General features: G+C 62.3%; 12 protein-coding genes and 1 pseudogene. 6 read left to right on the forward strand and 7 right to left on the reverse strand.

The features are described from left to right. From LNV09_RS16080 to LNV09_RS16110, 7 genes are all read right to left on the reverse strand, one after another. Positions 1-1,581, reverse strand: a complete 1,581-nt coding sequence (locus tag LNV09_RS16080) for an MdtA/MuxA family multidrug efflux RND transporter periplasmic adaptor subunit (protein ID WP_263558074.1) — start codon at positions 1,579-1,581, stop codon at positions 1-3. A gap of 39 nt (positions 1,582-1,620) precedes the next feature. Continuing rightward, positions 1,621-2,022 carry a hypothetical protein gene (locus LNV09_RS16085; RefSeq protein WP_263558075.1) on the reverse strand — a complete coding sequence of 134 codons (402 nt, stop codon included), beginning with the start codon at positions 2,020-2,022 and terminating at the stop codon, positions 1,621-1,623. Next, on the reverse strand, positions 2,019-2,396 hold the full coding sequence (locus tag LNV09_RS16090) for a hypothetical protein (RefSeq protein ID WP_263558076.1): 378 nt from the start codon (positions 2,394-2,396) through the stop codon (positions 2,019-2,021). The genes LNV09_RS16085 and LNV09_RS16090 overlap by 4 nt, the downstream gene beginning before the upstream one ends. Before the next feature lie 87 nt (positions 2,397-2,483). Then, positions 2,484-3,914, reverse strand: coding sequence for a DUF1501 domain-containing protein (locus LNV09_RS16095; RefSeq protein ID WP_263535515.1), 1,431 nt, complete (start codon positions 3,912-3,914; stop codon positions 2,484-2,486). Positions 3,915-3,936: 22 nt separating this feature from the next. Beyond that, positions 3,937-6,405, reverse strand: a complete 2,469-nt coding sequence (locus LNV09_RS16100; protein ID WP_263558077.1) for a DUF1549 and DUF1553 domain-containing protein — start codon at positions 6,403-6,405, stop codon at positions 3,937-3,939. 190 nt (positions 6,406-6,595) lie between these two features. Further along, positions 6,596-9,400: a TonB-dependent receptor gene (locus LNV09_RS16105; protein WP_263558078.1), complete on the reverse strand. Its 2,805-nt coding sequence runs from the start codon at positions 9,398-9,400 to the stop codon at positions 6,596-6,598. 169 nt (positions 9,401-9,569) lie between these two features. Beyond that, entirely contained in the window at positions 9,570-9,725 is a 156-nt protein-coding gene (locus tag LNV09_RS16110) for a hypothetical protein (RefSeq protein ID WP_263558079.1), read from the reverse strand. Positions 9,726-9,960: 235 nt separating this feature from the next. On the opposite strand from LNV09_RS16110, the gene LNV09_RS16115 reads away from it, so the two are divergent. The 6 genes and pseudogenes from LNV09_RS16115 to LNV09_RS16140 all read left to right on the forward strand — a co-directional run bounded on the left by LNV09_RS16115 (position 9,961) and on the right by LNV09_RS16140 (position 16,873). Continuing rightward, on the forward strand, positions 9,961-12,330 hold the full coding sequence (locus LNV09_RS16115; protein ID WP_263558080.1) for a DUF1549 and DUF1553 domain-containing protein: 2,370 nt from the start codon (positions 9,961-9,963) through the stop codon (positions 12,328-12,330). Positions 12,331-12,367: 37 nt separating this feature from the next. Continuing rightward, positions 12,368-13,828 carry a DUF1501 domain-containing protein gene (locus tag LNV09_RS16120; protein WP_263558081.1) on the forward strand — a complete coding sequence of 487 codons (1,461 nt, stop codon included), beginning with the start codon at positions 12,368-12,370 and terminating at the stop codon, positions 13,826-13,828. Between the two features lie 213 nt (positions 13,829-14,041). Next, complete coding sequence (locus LNV09_RS16125) at positions 14,042-14,467, forward strand: hypothetical protein (protein WP_263558082.1); 426 nt, start codon at positions 14,042-14,044, stop codon at positions 14,465-14,467. 19 nt (positions 14,468-14,486) lie between these two features. After that, positions 14,487-14,930 (forward strand): annotated as a pseudogene (locus tag LNV09_RS16130) (redoxin domain-containing protein); the annotation flags it as partial. A gap of 207 nt (positions 14,931-15,137) precedes the next feature. Further along, on the forward strand, positions 15,138-15,851 hold the full coding sequence (locus tag LNV09_RS16135; protein WP_263558084.1) for a c-type cytochrome: 714 nt from the start codon (positions 15,138-15,140) through the stop codon (positions 15,849-15,851). A 20-nt stretch (positions 15,852-15,871) separates the two neighbouring features. After that, positions 15,872-16,873: an SMP-30/gluconolactonase/LRE family protein gene (locus LNV09_RS16140; protein ID WP_263558085.1), complete on the forward strand. Its 1,002-nt coding sequence runs from the start codon at positions 15,872-15,874 to the stop codon at positions 16,871-16,873. The last annotated feature ends 47 nt before the right edge of the window (positions 16,874-16,920 follow it).

Genomic DNA, 16,920 nt, shown 5'->3' on the forward strand with positions numbered 1-16,920 from the left:
TCACTGACCTGCCTCGCGCTTGGCGCGTTCAGCACGGCGCTGCTCGATGAAGGCGCGGCGCTCGTCCGGGCTCATCGCGCGCAGCTTCTCGGCCAGCTCGGGCGGCAGGCGGCTGATAGAACCTTCGGGGCCGCTCGGCCCGCCTTGGCCAGCACCTTGGCCTCCACCTTGACCACTGGCTCGGCCATCGCCGCCCTGGTGCTCGTTCCGAGCCGTCTCCTTGGGCGCTTTGTCAGCGGCGGGTGCAGCGCTAGAGGCCGCTGCCGGCGCACTGGCAGCGTCAGCACCGCGCTGCCCGCGCTTGCCGCCGCGCCCGCCACCACGCTCGGGCTGTCCGTCCTTGAACTGCGGCTTGATCACTTCGACCTGCGAGCCTTCGCGCAAGCGGTCCACGCCGTCGGTGACGATGCGCTCGCCGACTTGCAAGCCGGCACCTTGCACACTCACCCAGCCCTGGTCGCTCGCGCCGGCCTGCACGCGCTGCACGCTGACCGTTTTGTCCTCGCCGACGCGGTAGACGTAACTGCCTTGGCCGTCGCGCAAGAGCGCTGCGGCGGGCACGGCCAACTGGTTCTCCAGCGTCGCCAATTGCAGGCGCACATTGACGAATTGGTTCGGGAACAGCGACAGGTCGGCATTCGGGAACGCCGCCTTCAGCTTGATGGTGCCGGTCGCGGCATCGATGGCGTTGTCGCTGCTGCCTAGCTGACCGACGGCCAAGCGGCGCAGGCCCTCGCGGTCCCAGGCTTCGACCTGCAGCTTTTGGCCGGCGGCCAGTTGTTCATTGAGGCGGCGCAAATGGATGTCGGGCACGGCGAACACCACATTGACCGGCTTGCTCTGCGCAATGCTGATCAGCCCGCCCACATCGCCGGGCTTGAGCACATTGCCCAGGTCCACCTGCTTGAGGCCGACCCGGCCCTCGATCGGCGCCACGATGCGGGTGTAGGACAGTTGCAGGCGCGCGTTGTCCACCAAGGCCTGGCCGATCTGCACCGTGCCTTGCAATTGCCGCACCTGGGCGGCTTGGGTGTCGACCTGCTGCTTGGCGATTGCGTCTTTGGCCAACAGCTCGCGGAAGCGCTCTAGGTCCAGCCTTGCGTTTTGCAGCAAGGCCTGGTCGCGCGCCAGCTGGCCCTCGGTCTGCGCCAGATTGATTTGCAGCGCCCGGTCGTCCAGCTCGGCCAGCAGCGCGCCGGCCTTCACCCATTGGCCTTCCTTGAAATGGATGCGCTTGAGTTCGCCCTCGATCTTGGCCTTGACCACGGCGGTATTGGCGGCCGAGATGGTGCCGATGGCGCTGACCGTGACCTGGATATCGCGTTTGGCCACGCTCGCCACGCTGACCGGCTGGACGCGGCCGCCGCCAAAGCGGGCGCCGCTGGCGGGCTTGCCTGGCGCGCTGGCCGCGCCACTGGCCGAGGCGTTGCTGCCTGAGGAAGCGGACGATTCGCCGCGTTGTTGGGCATAGGCCCACCAGGCGCCGCCAGCGCCCAAGGCCAGCAAGGTGGCGATGGCCCAGGGCAGGGCTCTTTGCCCGCTTGATTTAGGTGGAGCTGGCTTGTTTGGGGACGGGTTCATGGAGAAAGATGAGGTTCGTGTGAGTGCAGTTGCGGCGCTTCAGCGCACCGGCTTGTATTCGTCGTGGCAGTCGTTGCAGGCGCGCGCAATCTTCAGCAGGCCATCGGCGGCGGCATCCATCTGCTGCGCCTGGATTTGCAGCACCGCCTGCGCGGCCAACTCTTTGCCTTCGCGCGAGATTGCGGCGGCGTCCAGCGGGCGGCCCGGCTGGCGGTAGAAGGTTTCCATCAGCGCATACAGCTCGCCCAGGCGGCGGGCATCGGTCGCGGCCGCTTCAAATTCGCCGCGCGCCAGACGCTGTTGGCTGGTCACGCTGAGCTTGTCGATCGCACGCATCCAGATGCCGAAGTCCAGCAAGCTGCCGCCTTGCGTGGCCGAGCTGGCCGTCACGGCAAAGCACAAGCAAAGCCAGGCCATGCATGCCAGCAAGAGACGTTTCATTTGTAAACGTCGTGGCAAGCCTTGCAACTGCGCACCAGCTGGGTGACCGAGCCGGAGGCCGCTTCAAAATCGCCCGCCTCGACCGACTGCAGAATCTGCCTGGCCAGCGCATGGGTTTTGCGGGCCATCTCGATACCGTCTGCGGCGTCGCCCTTGCCGACGTAATAGGCCTGCACCTGCTCAAAGGCGCCGACCAATTCTTTGGCCTCTTGAGCGGCTAACTTGGCCTCTTTCAGCGCGACATGCGAATCCAGGCTCTTCATCGTGTCTTCGATGGCACGCATATTGTCGGCATCGACCTCGTAACCGGCCGAGCCCGCGGGGCCGACCAAAATCATCAGCGTGACGAGAAGAAATACAGCAAACCTAGGCATAAGCAAACAAGCAAAAGTTGTAATTGGTAAAGCCCACAAAACGAAGCCCGGTGAAACATCACCGGGCTTCAATGGCGTGGCTGAAAATTAGGCGAGGATGTCTTTCACCACTTCGCCGAACACCGTCGCGGGACGCTCGGCGCGGCCCTGGTAGGTGAAAGTGACCTTTTTGTGATCCAGGCCGAGCTGATGCAGGATGGTGGCTTGCAGGTCGTAGGTGTCGACGATGCCGCTGACCGCGCGTAGGCCGACCTCGTCCGTCGCGCCATAGGTGCCTGGCTTGATGCCGCCACCGGCCACCCATTGCGTATAGCCCCAGGGGTTGTGGTCACGGCCGTTGCCGCTCTGGCCGTACGGCGTGCGGCCGAACTCGCTGGTCCAGACCACCAGTGTCGTTTCCAGCAGGCCCAGCGCCTTCAGATCGGCCAGCAAGGCGGCCACCGGCTTGTCGACCTGCTTGGTCATCACGCTGTGGTTGCGCTCGATGCCGTTGTGTGCGTCCCAGCTGTCGACCGAGTTGTCGGGCGCGCCGGAGATGCAATGCACGAAACGCACACCGCGCTCGACCAAGCGGCGTGCGCGCAAGAGCGCTGTGCCGTACTCGTCGGTTTCCTTGGTGCCGATGCCGTAGAGCGCCTTGGTGGCGGCCGATTCCTTGCTCAGGTCCACCGCCTCAGGCGCCGAGGTTTGCATGCGGTAAGCCATGTCATAGCTCTTGGTGCGGGCTTGCAACTCGGTGTCGCCGGCGTATTTACCCGATTGGCGCTCATTGAGTTCCTTCAGCAGGCTCAGTGCATTGCGCTGCGCGTCATCGCTGACCAGGTCCGGGCGGGCCAGATGCAGGATCGGCGAATCGCCCTGGCGGAAGGCCGTGCCCTGGAACACCGCCGGCAAAAAGCCCGAGCTCCAGATCACCTGGCCACGGCCGCCACCGGCCGCGCCCTTGCCGGTGGGCAGGACCACAAACGCGGGCAAGTCGGGGTTGTTGGAGCCCAGCGCATATTGCACCCAGGCGCCCAAAGCCGGGCGGCCCGGCACCAGGCCGGCGGTGTGCAGCTTGAGCGAGGCGATCACATGGGTGCTGCCATCGGTCTTGCTGCCCTTCAAGAAGGCGATGTCGTCCACCTGCTTGGCGATATTGGGCAACCAATCGGAGACCCAGGCGCCCGTCTCGCCGTATTGCTTCCAGGTGCGCTTGGTGGCCAAGAGATTGCCCACGCCACCATCGGTGGCGGTCTTGAGATTCTTGGCGAAGGAGTCCGGCAGCGGCTTGCCATTCAGCTTGATCAGATCGGGCTTGTAGTCATACAGGTCCAGCGAGCTGGGCGCGCCGGCCATATGCAGCCAGATGACGGCCTTGGCCTTGGCCGGGAAATGCGGCTGCTTCGGTGCTTGCGGGTCGTCAAGCTCGGAAGCCCAGGCGGCGCCTGAGATACCCAGGCCGGTCAGCCCACTGGCGGCCGCTGCGGCGGCACTGGCTTGGCCGAGGAAATTGCGACGGGAGGTCGTGTTGCTCATGATGTTGATGTCCTTGGATCGCTTAGAAGCGGTAGGTGAATTCATTGGCATTGGCCAGCGCATGCACCATGTCCACAAAGGCGGCGGCGCGGGCCGGATTGAGTTTGTTGGCTCCGGCCTTTTTGGCGGCAGTGCCGCCGGCGGCTGCGTCATCGCCTTCTTCATCGCCAGGCTGTGCTTTGGCCAGTTTTTCCTGCTGGGTCTCCAGATGTTTGACGAAGGAGGCGCGCTCGAAGCGGTCGGCGCTGCGGCCCAGCATCGCCTGGTAGAACTTGTCGATCTGCTTGCTGGCGTCTTCGCTGACCCCAAAACCTTCCGGCTTGGGCAGCTTTTTGCCGTCGGCGATCTGCTTCTGCGTGATCGCCTCCTGGGCGTTCAAGAAGCCTTGCAGACGGGCCACTTCGGCCTTCTCAGGTGCGCGGGCATAGAGGATCTGATACAGCCGCTCGATCTGCGCCGTCTCGCTGCTCGGGGCCTCGCGGATCACGCGGCCGGCCAGCGCCTTGGACCAGTCATAAACCAGATCGCTGTTGAACAGGGTCAAGGCTTGCGGCGCGGTGGTGGTCACTTCGCGCTTGTTGTGCACCAGCTGCGGGTTGGCCCAGTCGAAAGTGTCCAGGAGCGGGTAGGGCGTGTTGCGGCGCACGAAGACATAGAGGCTGCGGCGGTGGTGGTCATGCGGGTTCTCGCTGGTGGGCCAGGCCTGGCGCTGGCCGCCGATGTCCATATTCGGCGGCAGGGGAGGGTAGACGGCCGGGCCGCCGAGCTTTTCTTCCAGCAGGCCGGAGGCGGCCAGCAGCGAGTCGCGCAGCTGTTCGGCTTCAAGGCGCTGGCGCGGGAAGGCCCACAGCAGCTTGTTGGCCGGGTCAATCACCTGCGTGTCAGTGCGTGGCAGCGAGCTTTGGCGGTAGACGGCCGACAGCCAAATCTCTTTTTGCAGCTTCTTGACGCTCCAGCCGTTCTTGACGAAGTTGCTCGCCAGGTAGTCGATCAACTCGGGGTGCGTGGGCTTGGAGCCCATGCGGCCGAAGTCGCTGACCGTGTCGACGATGCCGGTGCCGAAGGTCTCGGTCCACAGGCGGTTGACATAGACGCGCGAGGTCAGTGGGTTATCGGCGCTGGCCAGCCAGTCGGCCAAGGCGGCACGTCGACCCGATGAGTTAGGAAAGGGCTTGATCTCGGGCTGCTTGCTGCTCAGCAGCGCCGGCACACCGGGCTGCACCTCGGCCAGGGGCTGGTCGAAAATGCCCTTGAACAACACATAAGTCGGCGGCGCATCGGCATGGCCGAGTTCGGTCATGGTGGAGACTTGGCCAGGGTCCTTGGGCTTCAGATGGTCGAACTTCTTCAGCTCGGCTGCCAGCGCCTCGTACTTGGCATAGGCTTCCTTGTCCTTGGTCTTCAGCGTGGTGGCGGCATTGCGGGTGCGGCCCTGCAGCGTCCACAGATTGCGGTGATAGATCCAGCGGTCATAGGCGTTACGTTCGGCGGCGGGCTTGGTGATGGACTCGCGCGTCGCGGGCACAAAGCCTGACAGGCGGTCGCTCTCGGCTTTTTCGATCACCGGCTTGAGCAAGGCGTCCTGCTGGGCGCGGATGTCCTTGGTCGCCTCTTCCCATTTGCTCAGTTTGAGGTCGTAGTCGGCCAGCTCCTTGCCCTGCAGCGGCTTGACGTCATCGCGCCAGCTGGCATTGACGAAATAGGCCTGGAATTGGTAATACTCTTTTTGCGTGATCTTGTCAGATTTGTGATCGTGGCATTGCGCGCAATTGAAGGTGGTGCCGAGGAAGACCGAGCCGACCGTGTCGGTCAGGTCGTTGGCGACTTCTTGCTTCTTCAGATTCAGGTCGCGCGCATTGACTTCGTCGGGGAAGTTGCGCAGAAAACCTGTCGCCACCAGGGCCTCGGTGTTATTGGGCCAGAGCTCATCACCGGCGATCTGTTCCTTGATGAAGCGATCAAAAGGCTTGTCCTGGTTGAAGGCATTGACCACGTAGTCGCGGTAGCGCCAGATATTCGGGCGGGTGCCGTCGGCGTTGTAGCCGTCGCTGTCGGCATAACGCGACAGGTCCAGCCAGCGGCGGCCCTGGCGCTCGCCATAGCGCGGCGAAGCCAGCAGGCGGTCGATCAGCTTCTCATGTGCCTTGGGCGATTTGTCATTGACGAAGGCCTTGACTTCTTCGGGCGTCGGGATCAAGCCCCAGGCATCCAGCGTGGCGCGGCGGATGAAGGTGGCACGGTCGGCCTCGGGCGAGGGCTTGAGGTTTTTGGCCTCCAGTTTGGCCAACACAAAGCCGTCAATCGGTGAACGCACCCAGCCCTTGAGCTTGACCTCAGGGTCAGCGGGACGCTGCACGGGCTGATAGGCCCAGGCCTTGGCGGCAGGGGCTTTGGCGACGGCGGCTTCTGCCGGCACGGAAGTGGTTTCGGCCGCATGGACGGACAGGGTCGAGAGACCCAATAAAACGGCGGCGCTGAAAGTCTTTTTCATGGCTGAACCTTGGATGGCTAGAGGTGGCTTCAAGCCTTGTACGCAAAATCCGCGCCAGCTTTTTTGCTGGGCGCTTGCGCTGATTTGCTTCGTTTTCAACAGCACATTGGGCGATGGCTGCTGTTATTCGAGCAGTGAGTGACCCTGTGCTGCTGCGACCGCAACAGCGCAGGGCTTCAAACGGCTAAGGTCAGATCTTGCCGGTGAACGAGATCGCGAAGGAGCGCGGCACCGCCGGCGAAGTGCTGTTCCATGTCTGCGACTGCGGCGTCTTGTCATTCAGCAAATTCTTGGCCAGCAACATCACTTCGAAGCCCTTGTCGCGCCGACCAAAGCCGATGCCGGCATCGACCACATAGCTGGACGGGATCACCGAATAGATCGACAAAGCGTTATCCGAGTAGTAGCTGCTGCTATAGGCCAGATTGACGCTGCCGCGCACAATCTTGTCGCCCGCCACCGGCAGGTTGTAGTCGCCGCCGACATTGAAGCTGTACTTCGGCGCGCCGGGCAACTGGCGACCACTCAAATCCTTGCCCGCCGGCACGGCCACATTGCCTTCTTCAACCGGGAAGCCCGCATTAGGGAACTTGTCGTAAGTGACGTTGTTGAGTGCGCCCGAGAAGCGCAGCGTGGTATTCCTGATGCCGCTGTAGAAGCCGTCCAGTTCCAGACCGTAGAGCTTCACGCGCGGCACATTGCCGGTGATGCCGGCGTAGACGGGAATCGCCTTCGGATCAGCGGCCACCGCCTGTTCGGTCGCGTAGTCATCAATCACCCGCACCAACTGTTGGTAGTTGGTGATCCTGGACTGGTAGACGGCAGCATTCAGAATCAAGCTGCGACCCAGCAGCGCCGACTTCACGCCGAGCTCGAAGCTGTCGGTTTTCTCGGCTTCAACCGCGTAAGGCTTGCCGTTGTAGACCTGCGCGATGCCGGCCTTCTCGCCATGCTGGAAGGAGGCATAGGTCGTGACATCCGGGTTGACCTTGTAGCTCGGGCTCAGCAGCAGGGTCGGCTGGGTCGCCTTGTACGGTGTGGCTTCCACATCATTGGACAGCACGCCGACGGCAGCCTTGCGGATCGCTTGCGCGTAAAAGAGTTGCTTCTTCTGCGCGTCGGTCAAGGCGGCCCAGTTGGCGGCGTTGAAGTACTTCTTGGCCGCGAAGTCGGCTTGCTTTTGGCCGGTGGCGACTGCTGCAGCGTCACGGCTGTCGGTCGTCAGCGCGTATTTTCCGGCTGCCACCAGGGTGGCACCGGGGGTGCCAGCGGCCACCGTATTGCCGTTCAAGGCCCATTTGTCGGTCTTGCCGTTGTTCCAGAACGAGTCAAAGCCACCGAGCTTGACGCCATTGATGGACGAAGCATTCAGCTCAGGCGCGCTGCCGTTCTCAAAAATGCGCGAGCCGACGGTGTTCTGCCTGTCTTCGCGGGTGACGCGCGCGCCAGTGGTTACGGTCCAAGCCGGGCTGAGATTCCAGTTGGCCTGACCAAAAATCGCCGCACTCTTGTTTTGAATGGCCTGCACGCCGCCGGTATCTCTCAAGCCGCCGCGCAGATGAGCGAGTGAGCTTTGCAGCAGATAACGGCCATTGCCATCGGCGTCGAGGGCGGCGTATTGCGCGTCACTGGCCAGGTTGGCGCCAGCGTCGTTGCCGAAGCCCTTGTTATAGGTGGCGTCGTTCTTGACGCTCAGCAAATACAGCCCGGCTTGATAGTCGACGAAGCCTCCGGTGGCCGAGGTGATGCGGAATTCTTGGCTGACTTGGCTGTAATCGTTCCAGTAGCCGCCGGCATTGCGCGCAATATCAAACGGCGAGTTCTCGTCGTTATAGGCGTTGAAGTGGTAGTCCTTGTAAGCGGTGATCGAGGTCAGCGTATGGCTGCCCACGTTCCAGTTCAGGTCGGCGGTAGCGCCCTTGCTGCCGGTGACCAGCGGGCGAGCCGCGTCGTTGATGATGTTGTTGTCAGCCAGCTCGGGCGAGTAGGCCTTGTTGTCCTTGAACCAGCGCCGCTCAAACTTTGAAACCGCTGTAGCCACCGGCTCGCCGTTCAAATAGGTCGGGGGGGTGGGCTTGCTGAAGCTGCGGCCGTTGGTGGACTCGCCGGCGCGTGGCTGCAAGTCAAAGGACAAGCGGGCGTTGAAATCCTGGGTTGGCGTCAGCAGGAATTGCAAGCGCCCGGACACGCGGTCCTTGTTGGTGTAGGTGACGTCGGGGTTGTAGATATTCTTGATATCGCCTTCGCCGCGATTGACCGAGAAGGCCACCCGGTAGGCCAGCAAGTCATCGATGACGGCGCCGCCGGCAGCGGCCGAGGCGAACAGGCCGCGGTCCTGGCGGAACTCCAGCTTGTAGTCGGCCGTCGAAGTGAAGGACGGCTTGCGGGTATTGAAGATCAGCGTACCGACGCTGTTGTTCTTGCCCAGCAAGGTGCCCTGCGGGCCGCGCGTAACTTCAACCGTGTCGATGTCGACGAAGTCAAAGCTGGAGGTCAGCGCGTTGTAGGCATAGGCCACGCCGTCCACGATGACGCCGACACTGGGGTCTTGCGCCTCGGTCTGGCCGACCTTGCCGATGCCTCGGATTGCGATGCTGCTGGTGCGCTGGTTGCCCAGGTTCCAGGACACATTGGCCGCGCGGCGGGTCACGGCCTCGATGCCGTAGGCGCTCAGGCGTTCGATCTCCGTGCCTTGCACGACCGAGATCGACAAGGGCACATCTTGCAAGCGCTCGATACGCACGCGGCTGCGTACGGTGATGCCGTCCAGAGCCAGGGCATCGCTGCCGCTGGCTGCATCTGCCGCCTTGGCGGTGTCGGCGGCTTTGGCTGTGTTGCCTGTGGTGCCTGTGTTGGCGGCTTCGGTCGCGGCCGTTTGTGCAAAGACCGAGGCGCTGCCAAACAGGCCCACAAAGGCCAGGGCGATCGGTGCCAGACGGAAGCCGGCTTGGGCGCGGCGGTTGTTTGACGGGATAGAGAAATGCTTGTTGCTCACTGAGGACCTGCTCTTGGTTATGGGTTGTGCTGTTGTCGAGTTTGAAACTGCGTACAACGAACTCATAAGCACAGGCCGTGCCTAGCAGAAAAGCTTATATACATATGCGCAACAGGCCAGAAACATCTGAGTTTTTGCCTTGTTTTCGACCGCTACTTGAATCCCTGAGTCAATCTATGAATCTCAGAGATTTCTGCTGCTGAAAATTCAACAGCGCGGCAGCAGCAAAGTGAGTTTCGCTGTTGAGAAAACAGCAGTCGATTTTTCGCAAGACCTCGGTAAATTCATTGTGTGAGCGCTGCTGCCAGGGCAGCAGCTCACGCATCTAGGTGTTGAAAAACCAGCGAATGCTGTTGAATTACTGGCTGCATAAATCAAATGAGCTCATGCGCTCTTTGAATATATTGATGAATCAAGGGCTTAGCTTGGTTTTTCATTTGATTTCAGAATATTTAAAACAGGCACGGAGCTTGCTAACCAAGACCTCAGTCACAGAGAGTTTTGTCAGCCTGTCTATCCATCCAATCTTTGAAACTCAAATAGGTGATTGAGGTCAACGCATGAATAAGAAAAAAGAACTGTATTTTTCGCTTGCACTGGGTTTGCTCGCGCTGTCATCGGCCTGGGCAGCACCGGAAAAAGCTGCTGCTCTGGATGCGGCCGCCAGCGCCAAACCCGCCGCAGCCAAAGCCTGGTCGGCTTACGGGCCGGTGCAAGCACCTGCCGTGCCCACGGTCAAAGCGGCTCAGTGGGTGCGCTCTCCCGTCGACGCCTTCGTGCTGGCCAAGCTGGAAACCGCCGGCCTCAAGCCCAGCAAGGATGCCGAGCGTGGCGCCTATATCCGCCGCGCCACCTTGGATGCCTGGGGCCTGCTGCCCACGCCCGAAGAGGTCAAAGCCTTTGTCGAGGACAAGTCGCCGCAGGCTTACGAGAAGCTGGCCGACAGGCTGCTGGCCTCGCATCATTTCGGCGAGCGCCAGGCGCGACGGTGGTTGGACCTGGCCCGTTATGCCGACAGCTCAGGTTTTCAGAACGACACCACGCGGCCCAATAACTATCTGTACCGCGACTATGTGATCAATGCCTTCAACAAGGACAAGCCCTTTGATCGCTTTGTGAAGGAGCAGATCGCCGGTGACGAGCTCTATCCGGATGACCAGGAGGCCAAGATTGCCACCGGCTTCATCGCCGGTTATCCGGACAACGCCAATTCGCGCGATATGGTGCAGCGCAAATACCAGATCGAGACCGACATCACCGACCTGGTCGGCGAGACCCTCTTGGCCAGCACCATCGGTTGCGCCCGCTGCCATAACCACAAGGCCGATCGGGTCAGCCAGAAGGAGTACTTCCAGCTGCAGGCCTTTTTTGCCAACACATCGTTTGAGGACCGCTCCGCGCTGAAGGAAAAGCCCGCCGTCGACCCCGAGTTCGACAAGGCGCAAAAAGCCTATCAGGCGCTGACCAAGGATATCCGCGACAAGCAGCGCGCGCTCACGGCAAAGTACACCGCCGCCGGCGTCAAATACCAAAAAGAGCGCTATCTGACCGACACCCGCGATGCTTTGTTCAAGCCCGAGCAGGAATGGACGGCGCTGGACCGCTGGGTCAATTTCCGCCACAAGCATGTCTCCACCGATACACAGGCGGCGCAGGCTTATTTGCGCCTGGCCGGCGAAGACAGCAATTTCGAGGCGCACACGCCCGAAGTCGTGGCCGACTGGAAGGAATACCAAAGGCTGAGCGCCGAGCTGGCCAAGTTCGATAAGCAAAAGCCAAAACCTGCCAACGAAGGCTTGACCAATAACTTCACCACCGCGCTGGAGCTGAGCAAGGAAGTGCCGCCGACTTTTGTGCGCTTTGGCGGTGTGCATGAAAAGCCCACCGACGAGGTCAAGCCCGGCATTCCGGCTTTGTGGCTCGCCGGTGGCGCTCAGCCCGAAATCGTGCCCACGGATAAAAGCTCGGGTCGCCGCGCCGCATTGGCCAGTTGGTTGACTAACGACAAAAACCCGCTGACCGCACGCGTCTATGTCAACCGCATCTGGAGCCAGTATTTCGACAAGGGTCTGATCACGACGGTACAGGACTTCGGCCGTGCCGGCGCCAAGCCCACGCATCCGGAGCTGCTGGACTGGCTGGCCGCCGACTTCGTCAAGAAGGGCTGGAGCGTCAAGCAGCTGCACCGCGAAATTCTGCTGTCCAGCGCCTATCGCCAGTCCTCGGACGAGCGCAAGGAAGTGGTCAAGATCGACCCGGAAAACAAGCTGCTGGCCGTCTTCCCGCGCAAGCGTCTGGAAGCGGAAGAGCTGCGTGACTCGCTGCTCTTTGCCTCGGGTCAGTTGGTCGACAAGGTCGGTGGCCCGGGCGTGTTCCCGCCCGTGCCCAAGCAGCTCGGCGCCGGCAATCTCTGGCAAGAGCCGCGCAATGATGACGAATCGCGCCGCCGCAGTATCTACACCTTTGTACGCCGCAGCGTGCCTTACCCCTTGACCGTCAACTTCGACCCAGCCAACCCGGTGCAGCCGCATCACAAGCGCGATGTGACGACCACGCCGCTGCAGGCGCTGACGCTGTTCAACAGCGATGTGACCTTCGCCTGGTCGCAAGCACTGGCCGGCCGCGTCATCAATGAAGCGATCAAGAGCAGCAAGGGCGGCAAGGCCGACGAGAACGCTCAGCTTGACCGCTTGTACGAGACCTTGTTTGCCCGCGTGCCGACCAAGGCCGAACGCGCGGCGCTGGTGGCCTTCCTGGACCAACAGGAGAAGCTGATCGCCAGCAAGAGCCTGAGCGGCGGCAAGTTTGAAGTGGCCGTGCCTACCGGCCTGAAGCAGGCCGATGCGGCGGGCAACCCGCTGCGTGCCGCGGCCTTTGTGGACTTGGTTCACACGGTGGCCAATTCCAACGATTTTGCGTACCGGTTCTGAACGCCCTTCATTCAACAAACATCGACGAGAAAAAGCAATGAGCAATAACAACGCAAGACGCGACTTCATCCTCCGCACCGGCGGCGCCGGCCTGGCTCTGTCTGGCTTGATCCCCGGCCTGGGCGGATTCCAGGCGGCACTGGCTTCCGAGCTAGCCGATCCGCTGGCGCCCAAGAGCCCGCATTTCGGCACCAAGGTCAAATCGGTGATCTGGCTACATCAAAACGGCGCGCCCAGCACCCTGGACCTGTATGACTACAAGCCCGAGCTGCAAAAGCTCGCCGGCCAAGCCGTGCCGGCCTCCTTCATGAAGGGCATCAAGACCAGCACCCAGGGCGGCGTCAACAAGCTCTGGGTGTCGAAAGAGCGGACCTGGAAGCAGTACGGCGAAAGCGGTGCCTGGTTCTCCAATCTGCTGCCGAATCTGGCCGAGCATGCCGACAAGATCGCTTTCATCAAGTCCAGCGTGACGGTAGGCGCCACGCATGACATCTCCATCCTCAAGCTCAACACGGGCGATCTGAACCCCGGTCGGCCTTCGCTGGGCGCCTGGGTCAGCTATGCGCTGGGCAGCGCCAACCCGAATTTGCCGCCCTACGTGGTGCTGTACAACAGCGACCGTGAACCCAGTGCCGGCTCGCAGAACTGGAACTCGGGCTTCTTGCCCGCCGTCTACCAGGGCACGGCCTTCCGCGAGGGCGATTCGCCCATCCTCTATCTGGATCGCCCCGAGCTGCGCACGGCCAAGCAGCAACGCAGCCAGTTGGACCTGCTCAAGCACTTGAACACCAGCAGCGCGGCGCGCTACCCGAACGACAGCGAGTTGCGCGCGCGCTTGCGTGCCTATGAGCTGGCCGAGCGTATGCAAGAGGCCGCGCCCGATGCGGTCAGCCTGGCGACGGAAAGCGACGCTACCAAAAAGCTTTACGGCATCGACGGTATCAACGATAGGGTCAGCGAAAGCTATGGCGAGGTTCTGCTGCGCGCGCGCCGCCTGGTCGAGCGCGGTGTGCGCTTTGTGCAAGTGGTGTCCGGCTATCCCAAGGGTTCGGAAAACGAGAACCGCCGCAGCTGGGACGCGCACAACAACCTGGATGAGAACCATGGCGTGATGGCCAAGATGGTGGACAAGCCGATCGCCGGTCTGCTGGCTGACCTGAAGTCGCGCGGCCTGCTGGAGTCGACCCTGGTGGTCTGGACCTCGGAGTTCAGCCGCACGCCTTGGGGCGAAAGCGGCTCCGGCCGCGACCACAACCCATGGGGCTACACGACCTGGCTGGCCGGCGGCGGCGTCAAGGCCGGCACGACCTATGGCGGCACCGACGAGATCGGCCTGCAAGTGGCCGACAAGGACACCGCGGTCGACACCTATGACCTGCATGCCACCGTGCTGCAGCTCCTGGGACTGGACCATCTGAAGACCACTTATCTGAACAACGGCCGCTCCGAGCGCCCGACGGTGGTCTACGGCAAGGTCATCAAGGAATTGCTGGCTTAGCAAAGAGGAAGGGAAGAAGCGAGAGGAAGGAAGAAGCGAGAGGAAGGAAGAAGGGGAGGAAGATGAAGAAGGAGAGGAAGTAGGGGGATGCCCGCAGGTGCTTATACATGGCCTGCGGGCCTAACCTTTAATTTCTACGCATGCTGCCTTTGTTTGCTCAATTCGCCCAATTCGCTTTATTCGCTTCGCTCCATTCGTTTCGATCCAATAACTATGTTGAACAGATCCACAAGAATTCGCCGCCCGGGGCTCGCCGCTTGGGCGCCTCGGCTATTGCTCAGCCTGGGCTTGAGCCTGGCTTGCGGCCTGGCCGGCTCCGCAGAGGGCGAGCTGGACATTGACCTGATGCAAACCATCGAGGACTTGAACAAAAGCCTGGCCTCGAATATTGCGCTTCGCGACGTCAAGGCCAGCAGCTCGGACGCGCGCGAACTGCAGCCGCTGTTCGCACAAGTCGAGGCGCATTTCAGCGCCAAGGGCGACGCGCTGGATGCGGTAGAGCTGGCCAAGAAAAGCAAGGAACTCAGCGCCGCCATCATCAAGCAAGTAGGCGCCAGCCAATTCGATGCCGCCACCGACTCGGCCACCGCGATTTCGCGTGCCTGCCGCAGCTGCCACACCTTCTACAAAAAATCCTGAAAAGAGAAAGATCCTCAACATGAAACTCAAACTTGCTTTGCTCACCACATTGTTGGCCATCGTCCTGCCCAGCCAAGCTGCACTGAAGGCCGGCGACCTCGCCCCTGACTTCAAGGTCGAGGCTGCGCTGGCCGGCAAGGCTTATAGCTACGCGCTGAAAGACGCGCTGAAAGCCGGCCCGGTCGTCGTGTACTTCTACCCCTCGGCCTATACCGGTGGGTGCAATATTCAGGCCCATACCTTTGCCACCCAGATCGACCAGTTCAAAGCGGCCGGTGCCACGGTGGTCGGGCTGTCACTGGACAGCATTGGCCGGCTGAAAGAATTCTCCGCCGACCCGGATTACTGCGCCGGCAAGCTCTCGGTGGCCAGCGATGCCGACGGCAAGATCGCCCGCGCTTACGAGCTCAATGTGCGCGAGGCGGCGGCCGGCCGCAAGGACTCGCGCGGCCAAGACATCGACCATGGCTTTGCCGAGCGCACCACCTTTGTGGTCACTCCGGACGGCCGCATCGCCGCCACGCTGGGCGGCCTGACGCCGGCCGAGAACGTGGCCCAAGCGCTGCAGACGGTGCAAAAACTGTCGTCGGCCTCGAAACGCTGAGCTGATGCTGGAAGCAAGACCTGACCCTTCTTCACTTACTTCGAACCTTTCCAGCTTCGCTCATTGATGATTCATTCCCTAGCAAACGCGGCGGCCTGGCTCTGCATCGGACTTGCCCTGCCCGCAGGCATGGCTTGGGCAGCCGCCAAGCCCGTTCCCAAGGCGCAAGCGAAAGTGCAGGCCAAGGTGGCGGCTCCTGTCGCGCTTCAGCCTCGCCAGCCCAGCGCCCAGTTGGGCCATGAGAAGGGCGACACCGAGCGCTGCTTCGAATGCCATGGCGAGAACGGCCAGGGCCCGGCTCATCACAGCGAAGGTATTTTTGCCAAGCTGGCGGGCCAGCCGGCCGACTACCTGTTGCGCCAGATCGAGCATTTCCGCAGCAACAAGCGCGACAACGCCAGCATGGCCTTGATGGCGCGCACCGTCAGCACCGAGGACTTGCAAGACATCGCGGCTTATTTTGCGTCGCTACCGCCCATGCGTGGCAGCAGCGGAGCGGGGTCCGGCCTGAATGCGCGCGCCGAGCAACTCCTCACTCAGGGCGACGCTGCAAAGGGCATCGCCGCCTGCGCCGCCTGCCATGGCGAACAAGGGCGTGGCATCGCTGGCCAAGCAGCACCGGTGCTGGCCGGCCAGGACTTGAATTACCTGAAGCGCCAGCTCTGGACCCTGCGTGATGGCTCGCGCAGCGAGGTCGCCCCTGCCGTGATGGGCCCGGTGGCACGCCAGCTCAGCGATGCCGACATCGACGCCTTGATCTCTCATCTCTCCGCCCTTTGAACCACAAGAAAATCTCCCCCATGACTCTCTTTGCCTTTGGCCCCACCCGACATTTGCTGGCCGCAGCCGCCGCGCTCCTAACGGCCAGTACCCAGGCCCAGCAAACCCCTCCAGCCAATCAGCCGCCGGCCGACACGGCTACCCAAACCCCGGCCATCGCCGGTGTGGTGGCGGCCGGCACGCCGGTGCAGTTCATCAAGCAGGGCTTCAAGGGCACCGAAGGCCCGCTGGGCCTGCCCGACGGTGGTTTCATCTTCACCGAGACGCAAGACAAACGCATCACCCGCATTGCGGCCGATGGCCAGACCAGCCCCTTTCTGGAGAACAGCAATGGCTCCAACGGTCTGGGGCTGAGCGCCAGCGGCGAGCTCTATGCAGTGCAGGTGGACAAGCCCCGCGTCGGCGTCGTCTACCCGCTCGACAAGGCCCGCACCTTGGCCGACAGCTGGGAAGGCAAGCCTTTTGGCCGACCCAATGATCTGGTGCTGGACAGCCGAGGCAATGTGTACTTCACCGACTCGGGGGTCATCGCCAAACCGGGCGAGCCCGAGAATGCGGTCGCCGCCGTGTACCGCATCAGTGCGGCCGGCAAGCTGGAACGCCTGGCGGCCGACATCATCCGCCCGAATGGCATCCAGCTCAGCCCGGATGAGAAGACGCTTTATGTAGCCGACACCGCCGGCGAATATGTGCTGGCCTATGACTTGCGCGCCGACGGCAGCATCGGCCCGCGTCGCAACTTCGCCAAGCTCGAAGGCTGGCGCAAGCTCGACAACGGCCAAACCAGCAGCGGCGCCGATGGCCTGGCTGTCGATGCCCAGGGTCGGCTTTTCGTCGCCAGCACCGTGGGCATTCAGGTCTTCAATGCCAAGGGTGAGGCGCAAGGCGTTATCACGTTGCCGCGAGCACCGCAAAACCTTGCCTTCGCCGGGCAGGATAAGTCCACGCTGTATGTCGTGGGCCGCGGCGCCGCTTACAAGATTGCCACGCAAACGGCAGGTTATGCCGGCCGGGCCAAATGATGGCGCCCCGTGTTTTTTTCTGAATCCCCTTTTTCCCTCAACCCACC

Source organism: Paucibacter sp. B2R-40 (genome assembly GCF_025717555.1).
GTDB lineage: Bacteria > Pseudomonadota > Gammaproteobacteria > Burkholderiales > Burkholderiaceae_C > Paucibacter_A.

Coding starts and splice junctions, on each gene's coding strand:
- LNV09_RS16080 (WP_263558074.1), bottom strand. CDS start 1,581: ATGAACCCGTCCCCAAACAAGCCAGCTCCACCTAAATCAAGCGGGCAA.
- LNV09_RS16085 (WP_263558075.1), bottom strand. CDS start 2,022: ATGAAACGTCTCTTGCTGGCATGCATGGCCTGGCTTTGCTTGTGCTTT.
- LNV09_RS16090 (WP_263558076.1), bottom strand. CDS start 2,396: ATGCCTAGGTTTGCTGTATTTCTTCTCGTCACGCTGATGATTTTGGTC.
- LNV09_RS16095 (WP_263535515.1), bottom strand. CDS start 3,914: ATGAGCAACACGACCTCCCGTCGCAATTTCCTCGGCCAAGCCAGTGCC.
- LNV09_RS16100 (WP_263558077.1), bottom strand. CDS start 6,405: ATGAAAAAGACTTTCAGCGCCGCCGTTTTATTGGGTCTCTCGACCCTG.
- LNV09_RS16110 (WP_263558079.1), bottom strand. CDS start 9,725: ATGCGTGAGCTGCTGCCCTGGCAGCAGCGCTCACACAATGAATTTACC.
- LNV09_RS16115 (WP_263558080.1), top strand. CDS start 9,961: ATGAATAAGAAAAAAGAACTGTATTTTTCGCTTGCACTGGGTTTGCTC.
- LNV09_RS16120 (WP_263558081.1), top strand. CDS start 12,368: ATGAGCAATAACAACGCAAGACGCGACTTCATCCTCCGCACCGGCGGC.
- LNV09_RS16125 (WP_263558082.1), top strand. CDS start 14,042: ATGTTGAACAGATCCACAAGAATTCGCCGCCCGGGGCTCGCCGCTTGG.
- LNV09_RS16135 (WP_263558084.1), top strand. CDS start 15,138: ATGATTCATTCCCTAGCAAACGCGGCGGCCTGGCTCTGCATCGGACTT.
- LNV09_RS16140 (WP_263558085.1), top strand. CDS start 15,872: ATGACTCTCTTTGCCTTTGGCCCCACCCGACATTTGCTGGCCGCAGCC.